The organism is Magnetospirillum aberrantis SpK (assembly GCF_011022235.1).
Lineage (GTDB): Bacteria > Pseudomonadota > Alphaproteobacteria > Rhodospirillales > Magnetospirillaceae > Magnetospirillum > Magnetospirillum aberrantis.
Window position 1 is genome coordinate 375,897 of the sequence record NZ_JAAIYP010000038.1, and the last position, 13,819, is coordinate 389,715.

Consider the following 13,819-nt stretch of genomic DNA (forward strand, 5'->3'; position numbering starts at 1 on the left):
GTCCGGCAACAGGCTAACGAACCGCCCCCCCCTCTGGACCACCCAGAATCCGAAATCCGGATGGTCCAGGATTTCAGCCCTCCCTGTACCCATAGGATTTCACGCCCCTGGCCCTAACACCGGCCGAAGCGTTGCCCCGAAGCTGTCCGGGCCAAGCACATGCGTTGCTCCGTGCACCTTTAGGGGGATTACCATGCCATCTTCCAACTTCATCCGTTCCTGCCGCCTGGGCCTGTGGACCACGGCCTTGTCCACCGTGCTGGCCGCCAATGTCCTGGCCGCCGACATCGACGCGGAAAAGCTTTTTCAGGACAATTGCGCCACCTGCCATGGCGCCCACCGCCAAGGCTTCATCGCACCGGCCCTGACCAAGGAGCGTCTGCAATCCAGCCCCGCCGCGTTGCGTTCCATGATCATGAACGGCGTCGGCGGCACGCTGATGCCGCCGTGGGTCGGCCGTCTCAGCGACCCGCAGATCCGGGCCCTGGCCAGCTACATCAAGACCTCGGCCCCGCAACCGGTCGATTTCACCGCCGACCAGATGCGCGCCAGCCTGAGCGTCCTGGTGGACGAGAAGACCCTGCCGTCCAAGCCCACCTACGCCATCGACAAGATGGACGACCTGATGGCGGTGATGGTACGCGGCCGCTACGCCAAGGCCCCCGAATCCAAGACCGTGTTCTTCGACGGCAAGACCAACCGGATGGTCGGCGAGGTGCCCACCGGCAACGCCTCGCACGTTCTCGACTACCATCCTAAGAACGAGCGGTGGGCCTATGTGAAGACCGACCAGGCCGAGGTCTACAAGATCGACCTCTATTCCATGCAAGCGGTGCGCAAGATCAAGACCGGCCTGAACGGCCCCGGTCTGGCGGTGTCGTCGGACGGCAAGTACGTCATGGCCTCGTCCTTCGTGCCGCCGCGCGCGGTGATCCTGGATTCCGACACCCTTGAAGTGGTCAAGGTACTGGACCTTCAGGGCGTCGATCCCGACGGCAAGAACGTCCGTTCCGAAGGCGGTTCCGTCACCGCCTCGCCCTATGGCCCCTATCTGATCCTGGCCCTCGAACGGGCCGGCCAGGTGTGGATCATCGAGACCGACAAACCCGACCTGCCGGTGACCAAGATCACCGATGTCGGCCGCCACCTGCACGATTCGTTCGTGTCCAAGGACGGCCGCTACTACATGGTCGCCTCGTACGCCGACAACAAGATCGTCGCCATCGACCTCAAGGAAAAGAAGGTGGTGCGCGACATCCAGGCCGGCTGCCAGCCCCATGTGGGCGGCGGGTCCATCTTCCGCCAGGGCGACAAGTACCTGGGCGTCGGCACCAACATCGGCCAATGCGACCGCGGCAACGTGGTCACCATCTGGGACATGAAGGATTTCAGCGTGGTCAAGCAGGTTCCGGTGGCCGGTCCCACCGAATCGCCGGCCGCCCATCCCAACGCCCCTTATGTCGCGGTGGACATCGTCGGCACCGGACCCGAGGCCAGCCAGATCCAGTTCATCGACAAGAAAACCCTGGAAGTGGCCAAGACCATCGAGGTGGGCGGGCACGCCTATTTCCCGGAATACACCGCGGATGGCCGCTACCTCTATGTGTCGGCGGGCTATTCCGGCGACAAGCTGATCGTCCTGGATTCCAAGACGCTGGAAAAGGTCGCCGAGCACAAGCTGCAAGCTCCGGGAGGCATCTTCTCCCACGCCCGGCCGCGTTTCCTCACCCGCGGTCTGGAACAGAACTTCTAAACCGGCCCCCCAGCCGACACCGCGCAAACGGTGTCGGCACCCAGCGGTCCGGGTCCCCTGCCCGGCCGCCCTCCCCGACCGGCCCCGCGCAAGCGGGGCCGGTCCCCCGGAACCATCACAGCACCGAGGCCGCCATGACCGCCAATCGTCTGATCCTGTCCTTGTCCACCTTGGCCATCCTGGCCCAGACCACTTTCGCCATCGCCGCCGGCGATTCGATCCAGGAAGCGCAGCAACTGGTCAACGACCTGTGCGCCACCTGTCACAGCGTCGACGGTGTCAGCGCCGACGACGCCTTTCCCAACCTTGCCGGCCAGAAGCACGGCTATCTGGTCAAGCAGTTGACAGATTTCCGCAGCAAGGCACGGGACAACGAAACCATGGGTCCCATCGCCGAGACCCTGGACGACCGCATGATCGACGCCCTTGCCACCTATTACTCGTCGTTGCCCGCCGGGAAATGACGCCAGCGAAAAGGGGGGACACGCCATGCTCACACACGAGATCGGTTCGGTAACGCTGGTGGGGGCGGGGCCGGGACATCCCGACCTGATCACGGTCAGGGCTGTTCGCGCCCTCGCCCAATGCCAGGCCGTGGTCTACGACCGCCTGGTGGGGCGCGAGATTCTTGACCTTGCCCACCCCAAGGCCAAACGCGTCTACGTGGGCAAAAGCTGCGGACGCCATGCCGCCACCCAGGACGAGATCAACGCGCTTCTGGTTGCCCTGGCCCGTCAGGGACTGGACGTGGTCCGCCTGAAAGGCGGCGACCCCTTCGTATTCGGGCGCGGCGGCGAGGAAATGCTGCATCTTCGCGCCGCCGGTATCGCCTGCACCGTGGTTCCCGGCGTCACCGCCGCCTTCGGCTGCGCCGCCGAATTCGACTTCCCGCTGACCCATCGCGGCATGGCCAGCGGCGTGCGCTTCGTCACCGGCCACATGAAGAACGACGAGGACCTGTCCCTGGACTGGCGCGGACTGGTGGACCCCCACACCACCTTGGTCGTCTATATGGGGGTGTCGGGCCTTGCGGCCATGCTGGACGGATTGACCGAAGCCGGCCTGTCGAAAGAAACCCCGGCCGCCATCATTCAAAACGGCACCCGCGCCGGCCAGCGCATGGTCTGCGCCACCGCCGCCACCTTGAACAAGGCGGCCCGGAACCTGAACCACGGCATGCCGGCCCTGGTGGTGTTTGGCGAAGTGGTCACCCTGTCGCCGTTGTGGGACGCCCAGATGGCCGAACTGACCCTGCCGCCCCTGTGCGCCGCCCAATGACCGCCGCCCTTCGCCTTGTGGCCATGCTGGGGGCGGTGGCGCTGTCCGTGCCAGCCGTCGCCGCCGAACCGCCGCCGAACCGTCAGGCCGAGTTGCTTGCCCTGCTGCACCAGGATTGCGGGTCATGCCACGGCATGACGTTGCGCGGCGGCCTGGGCCTGCCCCTGACGCCCGAGCGCATGGACGCGCTGTCAGTCGAAAGCATCAGCGAAACCATTCTGTCCGGCCGTCCCGGCACCGCCATGCCGCCCTGGGCGCCCTTCATGACCGCCGACGAGGCGCGATGGCTGGCGACCCAGTTGCAAACCGGAGGAAACCCGCCATGAAGACCCTGCTTCTCGCCGTTCTGGCCGCCCTGTCCCTGTCGGCCTGTGTTTCGGTGACCGCCACTGGCGATTTGGGGGTGGTGATCGAGCGGGCCGACGGCAAGGTGGCCGTGGTCAACACCACCGAACGTACGGTATTGGCGGAAATCGACGGCCTGGGCGACCTGTCCCACGCCTCGGTGGTGTTCAGCCGCGACCAGCGTTTCGCCTTCGTCTTTGGCCGCGACGGCGGGTTGACCAAGGTCGATTTGGTCACCCAACGAATCGCCGGACGGGTTCTGCAATCGGGCAATTCCATCGGCGGCGCCATTTCCCAGGATGGCCGGCTGGTGGCGGTGTCCAACTACGAACCGGGTGGCGTGCGGGTGTTCGACGCCGACAGCCTGGAGATGGTCGCCGACATCCCCACCGGGTCCAAGGTGGTCGGGCTGGTGGACGCCCCCGGCCGCCGTTTCGTGTTCAGCCTGTTCGACGCCGGTGAAATCTGGATGGCCGATTTCAGCCAGGGGCCGTCCCCCCGCATGACCCGTTACGCGAATGTCGGGAAGCAACCGTATGACGCCCTGATCACCGACGACGGCCGCACCTACATTGCCGGCCTGTTCGGCGAGGACGGCTTCGCCCTGTTGGACCTGTGGCACCCGGAACGCGGCGTGCGCCGGGTGCTCGACGGCTATGGTCGTGGCGAACAGCCTTTGCCGGTCTACAAGATGCCCCATCTGGAATGGCTGACGGTATCGGGTGGGCTGGCCTATCTGCCGGCCATCGGCCGCCACGAGGTTCTGGTCATGGACACCGCCACCTGGCGTCAGGTGGGGGCGGTACCGGTGCTGGGCCAACCGGTCTTCATCGTGGCCCAGCCCGACAAGCGCCGGCTGTGGGTCAATTTCGCCTTTCCCGACAACGACAAGGTCCAGTTGATCGACGTGGAAAGCCGCAGCGTGGCCGCGACCCTGACCACCGGCAAGGGAACGCTGCACCTGGAGTTCACCCCGCGCGGCGAGGAAGTGTGGCTGTCCCTGCGCGACGAAGACGCGGTGTCGGTGTGGGACGTGGCGACCCTGACCCCCATCACCCGGCTGAACATCGCCAAACCCAGCGGCATCTTCTTTACCCCGCGCGCCTACAAGACCGGGATGTAAGCCATGAACGCCGCCGCCTGGGGCTGTCTGGCCCCGTTCGAACGGGACTTTCCCATCCATCCCCGGCCATTCGCCGAGATCGGCCGCCGCCTGGGCATGACCGAAGCCCAGGTGCTGGAGATGATGCGACAGGGCGTCGCCCAAGGCGTGGTCGCCCGCGTCGGCGCCACCTTGCGCCCCCACGTCCTGGGAGACAGCACGCTGGCCGCGCTGGCGGTGCCCCCAGAACGGCTGTCCGAGGTGGCGGCCCTGGTCTCGGCCTTCGACGCGGTGAACCACAATTACGAACGCGAAGGACACTACAATCTGTGGTTCGTTGTCACCGCCGCCTCGGTCGCCGAGGTAACGGCGGTGCTGGAGGCCATCGAGCGTCAGACCGGCCTGCAACCGCTGGACCTGCCGATCACCACCGCCTTCCACATCGACCTGGGGCTAAGGCGATGACCCGCATGGACCTGCCCCTCCCCTGGGAGAACGTCGCCCGCCGCCTGAGCGCCGAAGGTTTGCCGCTGACGGCGCGCCCCTATCGCGACCTTGGCCGCAGCCTGGGGCTGAACGAGGCCGAGACCATGCGGGCGGTCGCGGCGTTGCAACACCTGGGCGTGGTCAACCGTTTCGGCGTCATCCTGCGCAACCGGGCCTTGGGGTTCACCGTCAACGGCATGTGCGTGTTCGACCTGCCCGACGTCCGGCTCGCCCAGGCCGGGACGCAGGTGGGCGCCTTGCCCTTCGTGTCGTTGTGCTATGCCCGCCGCCGCCAACCGCCGGTCTGGCCGTTCAACCTGTTTTGCATGATTCACGGCCGCGAGCGCGACGTGGTAACCCGGCAATTCCAGCAAGTGCGCGAGCTTTTGGGCACGGACGTTCCCGCCGACATCCTGATCAGCCGCCGTTGCTTCAAGCAACGGGGCGCAACCTATGCCCCGGAGGCCACGCCATGGACGCCATCGACCGGAATATCGTGAACGGCCTGCAAGGCGGTTTCCCGCTGTGTCCGCGACCGTTCGCCGTTGCCGCCCAGGCGTTGAAGCTGGACGAGGAGGAACTGATCACACGGTTGACACGCATGGTCGCGGAAGACGTGCTCAGCCGTTTTGGCCCTCTTTACCATTCCGAACGCCTGGGCGGCGCCATGACCCTGGCCGCCATGGCGGTGCCCGAGGCCGATTTCGACCGGGTCTGCGCCATCGTCAACAACTTCCCCGAGGTGTCGCAGAACTACGAACGCGACCACACACTGAACATGTGGTTCGTGGTCTCGGCCGAGCGGCCCGAGCGGGTCGGCCAAGTCCTGGACCAGATCGCCCAGCTCACCGGGCTGACCGTCCACGACATGCCCAAGCGACGGGAATTCTTCATCGACCTCAAGCTGGAGGCCTGACATGGCACCCATCGATGCCACCGACCGGCGCCTGATCCAGGCCACCCAGGGCGGATTACCCCTGGTGGCCGCCCCTTATCAGACGGTGGCCCGCATGCTGAACATCAGCGAGGCCGAAGTAATCGAGCGCCTGTCGCGCATGCTGGATGCCGGCATCATCCGCCGCATCGGTGCGGTTCCCAACCACTACCGCCTGGGCTACCGCCACAACGGCATGACGGTATGGCAGGTGGATGAAGCCGACCTGGAAACCTGTGGCGCCGCCATCGGCGCCCTGCCTTTCGTCACTCATTGCTATCACCGCCCGCCGCATCCGCCGCTCTGGCCGTACAACCTGTTCGCCATGATCCACGCCCGCGACGCGGACACCGCCGAATCCTACGTCCAGACCATCCGCCGGACCCTGGGCGGACGCTGTCGTGCCGGTCAGGTGCTGTACAGCCGCCGCATCCTGAAAAAGAGCGGATTCCGCCTGTCGGCCCAATCGCCTTCGCCGGAAGGAACGCCCTGATGCTCAGACTCTCACGCCTATTGCGCAGCATCTGCCTGGAGGGGGCCGAGCCCCCGGCCAAACGTTCGCCGCCATCGGCACCGGTGGTGATCTGGAACCTGACCCAGCGCTGCAATCTGCATTGCCGCCAATGCTATGCCGCCTCGGCCGACCGCGATTATCCCGGCGAACTGACGACCGCAGAGGCATTGGACCTGCTCGACCAACTCCACGGTTTCGGCGTGCGCTTCCTGATCCTGTCGGGAGGGGAGCCGCTGATGCACCCCGACCTTTTCACCATCGCCGCCGAGGCCAAGCGGTATGGCTTCCACCTCAGCCTGTCGAGCAACGGCACGCTGATGTCGGAAGCCATGGTGGCAAGGATCGCCGCCGCCGGTTTCGACTATGTGGGCGTGTCGCTGGACGGCCTGAGCCACGAGCACGACTTCATCCGCGGCAAGGAAGGAGCCTTCGCCGCCACCATGACGGGCATCCGACGCTGTCGGGCCGCCGGGGTGGATGTCGGCTTGCGCACCACCCTGACTTCGGTCAACGCCGCCTTGTTGCCCGAAATGCTGGGATTGTGCCGTAAGGAAGGCGTGAGAAAGTTCTATCTGTCCCATCTGAACTTCGCCGGTCGGGGCAAGGGCAACAGCACCGACGCCCCTTCTCCGCGCCAAAGCGCCTGGGCGGTGGACCAGTTGATCGAATACGCCTGGGCGACGGCCCAGGACGGAACCGGCGTCGATATCGTCACCGGCAACAACGATTCCGACGCCGTGCGCCTGCTTGACTGGACCGGCCGCGTCCTGCCCGAACGTCACGACGCCATGCGCCGGGCCTTGCTGGCCTGGGGGGGCAATTCCTGCGGCTGCGGCGTCGCCAACATCGATCCGCGCGGCAACGTCCACCCCGATACCATGTGGGGGTTCGCGTCCTTGGGCAACGTCCGCGAGCATGATTTCGCCCGCATCTGGACGGATGGCGACAACCCGTTGCTGGCCCGGTTGCGCCAACACCCCCGCGCGGTGAGTGGCCGCTGCGCGAGTTGTTCCCATCTGACAATCTGTAACGGCAACAGCAGGGTCCGGGCGTATCGCACCGATGGCGACCTGTGGGGAGAAGACCCCGGCTGCCACATGGAGCAGGCGTTTCCGTAACCGCTTAAAATGCCTATCCTGGCACCACCGGGTGAACGGGAGAACGGACATGCTGCGGCCCTGGAACCTGAAGATCGAGATCGACCGCGCCGCCGCGCTGTCGATCCAGTTGCAGATCGTCCACGCCATCACCCGTGAAATCCATCGCGGCCGGCTGGCGCCGGGAACCGCCTTGCCCGGCAGTCGCGATTTGGCCGCCACCTTGGGGGTGAACCGCAAGACAGTGATCCTGGCTTACGAGGAACTGGTCGCCCAGGGCTGGCTGACCGCCGAGGGCAAGCGCGGCACCTTCGTTTCCCCCCACCTGCCGTCATTGTCGCCCGAGCCGTGGCAGCCCGCCGCCGCGGAAATGCCGGCCGCGGCGCCGCCGGCCGCACGCGCGGCCATCGAATTCAGGGACGGAACCCCGGATACCCGCCTGATCCGTTTCCAGGGCTTGTCCCAGGCCTTTCGCCACGCCTTGCTGTCTTCAGCCCGCTCCAACCGCCTGGGCTACGACGACCCGCGCGGTTTGCCGCCATTGCGACGGGCCGTGGCGGCAATGCTGGCCATGGAGCGGGGGCTGGTGGTCGATGCCGACGGCGTCTGTCTGGTCCGCGGCAGCCAGATGGGGATCTTCCTGGCCGCCCGCCTGTTGGTGCGCCCCGGCGACGCCGTGGTGCTGGAACACCTGACCTATCCCCCGGCCCGCGCGGCATTCAGATCGTGCGGCGCCGACATCTTGTCGGTGGAAGTGGACCGGCACGGCCTGCGCACCGACCAGTTGGAGGACATCTGTCGCCATCGGCGGGTTCGTGCCGTCTATGTCACCCCGCACCACCAATACCCCACCACCGTCATGATGTCCGCCGAACGGCGCCTGAACCTGCTGCGCATGGCCGAACAATACGACTTCACCCTGGTCGAGGACGATTACGACCACGAGTTTCATTATGCCGGCGGCCCGGTCATGCCCATCGCCAGCCTGGACCGCTCGCGGCGGGTGGTCTATGTCGGCTCGCTGTCCAAGGTCCTGGCCCCCGGCCTGCGCCTGGGATACCTGGCGGCCCACCCGGCCTTCGTCTCGCGCTGCGCCGACGACATTACCCTGATCGACCGCCAGGGCGACACCGTCACCGCACTGGCGGTCGCCGAACTGATGACCAGCGGCGAGGTCAAACGCCACATCTGCCGCGCTCTCAAGGCTTATGACGAGCGCCGCCGCCTGCTGGCCGACCTGTTACGGACCCATCTGGGACGGCATCTGGACTTCACCATGCCCGATGGCGGGCTGGCCTTCTGGGTCCGGGTGGTCGGACCGGCCGACGTCACCCGCCTGACGCAACGTGCGCTGGCCCACGGCGTCGGCCTGTTGCCGGGGGCACAGTTCACCGATTCCAACGCGCCGGTTCCGGCGTTCCGCATGGGCTTCGGCAACCTGAACGCCGAGGAGATCACCTCTGGAATCGAACGGCTGCGGCGCGCCTTCTCCGATCTCTGATCCCTTTCTGGACCATCCGAATTCCCTGAACTGGCTGGCGTCAGGGGACCAACAACACCCTAGCATCCCGTCCCAGGTCAACAACCTGAACGGACGTGCGAAATGCGGTCGAGTGCTGTTGCGGAACGCTTCGCGTTCCGGGTCGTGGAAAAACAAAAGGTATCGCCGTCGGTGGTGCGTCTGGCGCTGGCGCCCGAGGAAGGGCGAGCCATGCCCTATGACGAAGGACAGTTCCTGTCCATCCAACTGCCGGACGGGCAGGCGCGGTGCTATTCCATGGCCCGAGCCTGGGACGCCGACGGCACGGTCGAACTGCATGTCCGCATCCATCCCGGCGGCCTGTTTTCCGACAGGACGCTGACCAAGCTGGATCATGGCGCCGCCGTGGCCGCGCTGGGACCGTTCGGCGGCTGTGTCTGGGTTCCGTGGGACGGCCCGACGCTGATGCTGGCGGTGGGAACGGGAATCGCCCCCCTCAACGCCATCGTCGAACGGCTGGCCCGTTCCGGGCATGCCGCGCCGGTCCACCTGTATTGGGGTGTCCGAACAACGGACGACCTCTATCTCGCCGACCATCTGCGGGATCTGGCCGAACAATTGCCGTGGTTCCATTTCGTACCGGTGCTGGAACAGCCGCCGGCCGGCAGCGCCTACCGCCAGGGCTTCGTCCAGGATCAGGCGGCCCGCGACTTCCCCTCGCTGGCCGACGCCCAGGTCTACGCCTGCGGCGTTCCGGTGATGGTCGAGGCGGCGCGGCACCTGTTCGTGGGAAGCCACGGGTTGCCCGCCGACCGCTTCCACGCCGACCCGTTCTCGCCGCCACAGGAAGAAGAGGCGGCAACCACCGCCGTCGCGCCCCTGACCGTCACCGCCATCGATGGCGACGGCAACGCCCACACGCTCGCCGCCAGTTCCGGCACCTCCCTGCTGGCGGTCCTGCGGGCGGCCCACATGCCGTTGCTGTCGGTCTGCGGTGGCAAGAAATCCTGCGGCACCTGCCGGGTCGCCATCGCGCCCGAACACTTTCCCCGCCTGCCCAAGGCCGACGCCGACGAGGCCCGCCTGCTGGCCGCGCTGGACGATCCCGCCGACAACCACCGACTGGCCTGCCAAGTGCTTTTGTCACCAGCCCTGGACGGGTTGCGGGTGGTTCTTCCCCGTGAAATCCCCTGACCCTCAACAAGAGAGAACCTGACGGAAATGACCCTGATTCATCCCCTGGAAAATGTCGGAACCGCCTTTGACCGCGACAAGATGCTGGAAGTGCGGACCCTGGTCCGCCAAGCGGTCGACGACATCGCCGCCAACGTCCGCCCCGGCATGGTCGAAGAGGACGCGGTCGCCATGGCCCGCACCCTGTTGGCCGAACGCGGCATGGTGCGCAACTGGCACGACGTCTACGTCCGCTTCGGCACCAACACCACCAAGACCTTCGGCGCGCCCTCGGATGCCGGCGTGGTGCTGGGTGAAACCGACGTGTTCTTCGTGGACATCGGACCGGTGTGGAAGAAATGGGAAGGCGACGCCGGCGACACCTTCGTCGTCGGCGACGATCCCGACATGCGGCGTGGGGCCGAGGACGCCAGGACCATCTTCCATCTGACCCGCCAGGAATGGCTGCGTCGCCCGGCAAGCGGCCGCGAATTGTATGAATTCGCCGCCCGTCAGGCGGCGGAGCGGGGATGGAAGCTGAACCTGGACCTGTCCGGCCACCGTCTCGCCGATTTTCCCCATGCGGCGATCCACGACGGCCCGCTGGCCGAGGTGGACTTCCATCCGTCCAGCCTGTTGTGGGTGCTGGAAATCCATCTTCTGCACCCGCAGCGCCCGTTCGGCACCTTCTTCGAGGACATGTTGCTGGAAGACAGCTTCTTCTGAGTTCAAGGCCCTCGGACCACCATCCGGAGGCCTTTTTCGGATTCATCGCCGGATTCCGGGACGCTGCTGTTCAATTCGCGTCACTCTGGCCAAGCGTAGCGCGAGCCGGGGTGACGCCCTGTTGATGGGCCCTTCCCCGCAAATCGGCGAAGAACCCAAAAAAGCCCGAAGCCTGCGCCTCGGGCATTTTCTCTCATCTGATGGGCTTCTCTCATCTGATGGGTGCAGGGAATCCTGTTTTCACACAGGCTCAAAGCCGCCCTTTTGGTCAGTGCGGACTTGCCGCCTATTTCGCTTCCTCGCGCGGGTCGACGAACAGCACGTTGACCTCGACCGCGTTGGGATCGGGACGTTCCAGGATGATGCGGAAACCGGCGGTGCCGCCGGGGTCCAGCGCGGTGACCGGGGGCGGCGCCTGCTTTTCCTGGACCACCGCCTTGTCACGGTCCAACAGCACCAGCTTCATGGTCGGCACCGAACGCTCGCGGTCCGAGATGTTGGCGATGATGCCGCGCACGATCAGAACTTCGACGTCATTCTGGACGAACCGTTCGGGAGTGCCGGCATTGCGCAGTTCAAGACCGGCGCCGGGCCGTTCGTTGCGCAGCCCCGCCTTGGTCAACAGCTCGTGGGCCGGCGGCCACAAATCGACCACCTTGTCCTGGAAATAATAGATTCCACCGGCGCCACCACCCAACAGCAGCACCAGCAGCAGGAACCACAAAAGGCCGGTGCCCTTGCGTCCGCCCTGGCCCGTGAAAATGTCGGGAACCGGCTGAGGCGCGGAATCGGGATCGATGTCGGCTTCGTGCGAGGGAGCGCCGGTGTCCACCTTGGCCCTGGGGCCGAAATCGGGAATCGGCGGGTCTTCCATGTCCAGGTCGAGACCGCTGTCGGCCGGGGCGGACACGGACGCCGCCATCATGTCGTCGTCAGGTTCGGACGCGGAGAAAGCGGGACGCCGTACCGGCTCGAAATCCGGTTCTCTATCGAAGGTGGGTTCGGGTGCCGGGACCGGACGCGGCGGCGGCGGGAACGAACTTTCGTCCAAGGCGAAATCGCTTTGCGGCTCTGGCGGCGACTGGAACCACTTATGGCCGCATTTGGCGCATTTGAGCGTCCGCCCCGACGGCAGCAACGCTTTGTCGGGAACCGAGAAATTGGTGGCACAACTGGGACAGCTGATCAGCATGGGACGGCAGGCCCTAGCCCAAGACGACCTCCGTTATAGGACTATCGCAAAAGCAACACAAGCGCGCGCTGGACGAAAGCCAATGCCGCGTGTCATCCTGCGGCCCGTCGGGAGAACCTATTGTGCGCCGTCGCCCTCGTGGGGAACATATCATTCGGCTCGATGGGGTCGGATTGCGCTATGGCCTGGGACCTGAAGTGCTCCAGGACATCAGCTTTGCCTTGCCGGCGGGGTCCTTTCACTTTCTGACCGGGCCTTCGGGTGCCGGCAAGTCCTCGTTGTTGCGCCTGATGTACTTGGGGCTGCGTCCGACACGCGGCCGCGTCATGCTGTTCGACCGCGACATCGCCCAGACCAAGCGCTATGAACTGCCGGCACTCAGACGCCGGATCGGCGTGGTGTTCCAGGATTTCCGCCTGCTCGACCACCTGTCGGCGCTGGACAACGTGGCCTTGCCGCTGCGCGTGCGCGGGGTCAAGGAATCCGAGGTGCAAAAGCACGTTCCCGAGTTGCTGGGCTGGGTGGGACTGGCCGACCATCTGAACGCCAAGCCATCCACCTTGTCCGGCGGCCAGAAACAGCGCGTCGCCATCGCGCGGGCGGTGATCGGCCGTCCCGACCTGTTGCTGGCCGACGAACCGACCGGCAACGTAGACGACCATATCGCCATGCGGCTGTTGCACCTGTTCGAGGAATTGAACAAGCTGGGCACCACGATCGTCATCGCCACCCACAACGAAGGGCTGGTGCAGCGTTTTGCCCACCACAAGCGCCTGCACCTGGAACACGGCACCGTGTCTAAGGTCGAAGAGTAATGCTGCGCCGTCGGTCAGATCTGCCGCTCAAGGGCGACGCCACCTCGCGCTTCCTGCCATGGCTGGTCGCGCTGATGGTCTATCTGTCGGCGGTGGCAGTGGCCGGAACGTTCGTTCTGGCCGGACTGGTCAGCCGCTGGGACCACGACGTCGCCGGCACCCTGACCGTTCAGGTCGCCCCCGTCCCCGGAGAGGCCGGAGAGATGCTGACCGAGGACCGTGTGCGCCAAGCGGTGGAACTGCTGCGGCGGACACCGGGGGTCAAGGCGGCGCGGGCGCTCGACAAGCAACAGCTCATCGCCCTTCTGGAACCGTGGCTGGGCAACGCCGACGTGGTGCGCGACCTGCCGTTGCCGCGTCTGGTGGACGTCTCGGTCGATCCCGATTCCCGCCTGGACGTGGCGGAACTGGCCGAACGGTTGTCCGACACGGTTCCTGGCGCCAGCTTGGACGACCACCGGGTGTGGCTGTCGCGGCTGATCAACCTGTCGCTCACCACGCAATGGGTGGCCATCGGCATCGTGGTGGTGATCGGCGGCGTCACCTCGGCCACCGTGGTCTACGCCACCCGCACCGGCATGGCCGTGCACAAGGGCGTGATCGAGGTGCTGCATCTGATCGGCGCCCATGACGACTACATCGCCCGCCAATTCGCCGACCGCGCCTTTTCCCTGGGCTTTTCCGGCGGGTTGCTTGGCCTTGCCCTGGCGGTGCCGACCCTGGGAGCCATCGGCATGGCGGCGCGACGAATCGAAGGCGGGTTCCTGCCCAGCCTGTCGCTGCCGGTGACCGGCTGGGTGGTGATCGGCCTGCTGCCGCTGATCGCCGCGGTACTGGCCATGTACACCGCGCGGCTGACCGTGCACGGCACCCTGGCCCGCATGCCATGAGCACCCAGGAAACACCATGCCGCCGCTGTCGGCG

The 13,819-nt window shown here is 66.1% G+C and carries 16 protein-coding genes; 15 read left to right on the plus strand and 1 reads right to left on the minus strand.

Annotated elements, in window-relative coordinates; translation table 11 throughout:
• Positions 1-193: 193 nt before the first annotated feature.
• From G4223_RS12905 to G4223_RS12965, 13 genes are all read left to right on the plus strand, one after another.
• Positions 194-1,753, plus strand: coding sequence for a nitrite reductase (locus tag G4223_RS12905; RefSeq protein ID WP_163680241.1), 1,560 nt, complete (start codon positions 194-196; stop codon positions 1,751-1,753).
• Between the two features lie 134 nt (positions 1,754-1,887).
• A complete protein-coding gene (locus G4223_RS12910; protein ID WP_163680244.1) occupies positions 1,888-2,217 on the plus strand; it encodes a c-type cytochrome in 330 nt (109 codons plus the stop codon).
• Positions 2,218-2,242: 25 nt separating this feature from the next.
• Positions 2,243-3,031, plus strand: a complete 789-nt coding sequence (gene cobA / locus G4223_RS12915) for a uroporphyrinogen-III C-methyltransferase (protein ID WP_163680246.1) — start codon at positions 2,243-2,245, stop codon at positions 3,029-3,031.
• Entirely contained in the window at positions 3,028-3,357 is a 330-nt protein-coding gene (locus G4223_RS12920) for a c-type cytochrome (protein ID WP_163680249.1), read from the plus strand. The genes cobA and G4223_RS12920 overlap by 4 nt, the downstream gene beginning before the upstream one ends.
• On the plus strand, positions 3,354-4,499 hold the full coding sequence (locus tag G4223_RS12925; RefSeq protein ID WP_163680252.1) for a cytochrome D1 domain-containing protein: 1,146 nt from the start codon (positions 3,354-3,356) through the stop codon (positions 4,497-4,499). The genes G4223_RS12920 and G4223_RS12925 overlap by 4 nt, the downstream gene beginning before the upstream one ends.
• Positions 4,500-4,502: 3 nt before the next feature.
• Positions 4,503-4,943, plus strand: a complete 441-nt coding sequence (locus G4223_RS12930) for an Lrp/AsnC family transcriptional regulator (RefSeq protein ID WP_163680255.1) — start codon at positions 4,503-4,505, stop codon at positions 4,941-4,943.
• A gap of 5 nt (positions 4,944-4,948) precedes the next feature.
• Positions 4,949-5,464: a siroheme decarboxylase subunit beta gene (ahbB, locus tag G4223_RS12935; RefSeq protein ID WP_163680260.1), complete on the plus strand. Its 516-nt coding sequence runs from the start codon at positions 4,949-4,951 to the stop codon at positions 5,462-5,464.
• Complete coding sequence (locus G4223_RS12940) at positions 5,437-5,880, plus strand: Lrp/AsnC family transcriptional regulator (RefSeq protein WP_163680263.1); 444 nt, start codon at positions 5,437-5,439, stop codon at positions 5,878-5,880. The genes ahbB (G4223_RS12935) and G4223_RS12940 overlap by 28 nt, the downstream gene beginning before the upstream one ends.
• A gap of 1 nt (position 5,881) precedes the next feature.
• A complete protein-coding gene (ahbB, locus tag G4223_RS12945; RefSeq protein ID WP_163680265.1) occupies positions 5,882-6,391 on the plus strand; it encodes a siroheme decarboxylase subunit beta in 510 nt (169 codons plus the stop codon).
• Complete coding sequence (locus G4223_RS12950) at positions 6,391-7,530, plus strand: radical SAM/SPASM domain-containing protein (protein ID WP_163680269.1); 1,140 nt, start codon at positions 6,391-6,393, stop codon at positions 7,528-7,530. The genes ahbB (G4223_RS12945) and G4223_RS12950 overlap by 1 nt, the downstream gene beginning before the upstream one ends.
• A 49-nt stretch (positions 7,531-7,579) precedes the next feature.
• Positions 7,580-9,010: a MocR-like pyridoxine biosynthesis transcription factor PdxR gene (pdxR, locus tag G4223_RS12955; RefSeq protein WP_163680272.1), complete on the plus strand. Its 1,431-nt coding sequence runs from the start codon at positions 7,580-7,582 to the stop codon at positions 9,008-9,010.
• 102 nt (positions 9,011-9,112) lie between these two features.
• On the plus strand, positions 9,113-10,183 hold the full coding sequence (locus tag G4223_RS12960) for an FAD-binding oxidoreductase (protein WP_163680274.1): 1,071 nt from the start codon (positions 9,113-9,115) through the stop codon (positions 10,181-10,183).
• A 27-nt stretch (positions 10,184-10,210) separates the two neighbouring features.
• On the plus strand, positions 10,211-10,888 hold the full coding sequence (locus tag G4223_RS12965) for a M24 family metallopeptidase (RefSeq protein WP_163680277.1): 678 nt from the start codon (positions 10,211-10,213) through the stop codon (positions 10,886-10,888).
• A 286-nt stretch (positions 10,889-11,174) separates the two neighbouring features.
• Here G4223_RS12965 and G4223_RS12970 read toward each other — a convergent pair whose 3' ends face one another.
• Positions 11,175-12,080 carry a DUF3426 domain-containing protein gene (locus G4223_RS12970; protein ID WP_163680424.1) on the minus strand — a complete coding sequence of 302 codons (906 nt, stop codon included), beginning with the start codon at positions 12,078-12,080 and terminating at the stop codon, positions 11,175-11,177.
• Positions 12,081-12,202: 122 nt separating this feature from the next.
• Here G4223_RS12970 and ftsE point away from each other — a divergent pair, with 122 nt between their 5' ends.
• Both ftsE and G4223_RS12980 read left to right on the plus strand, forming a co-directional pair.
• Positions 12,203-12,895, plus strand: coding sequence for a cell division ATP-binding protein FtsE (gene ftsE, locus G4223_RS12975; RefSeq protein ID WP_163680280.1), 693 nt, complete (start codon positions 12,203-12,205; stop codon positions 12,893-12,895).
• On the plus strand, positions 12,895-13,785 hold the full coding sequence (locus G4223_RS12980) for a cell division protein FtsX (protein WP_163680282.1): 891 nt from the start codon (positions 12,895-12,897) through the stop codon (positions 13,783-13,785). The genes ftsE and G4223_RS12980 overlap by 1 nt, the downstream gene beginning before the upstream one ends.
• The last annotated feature ends 34 nt before the right edge of the window (positions 13,786-13,819 follow it).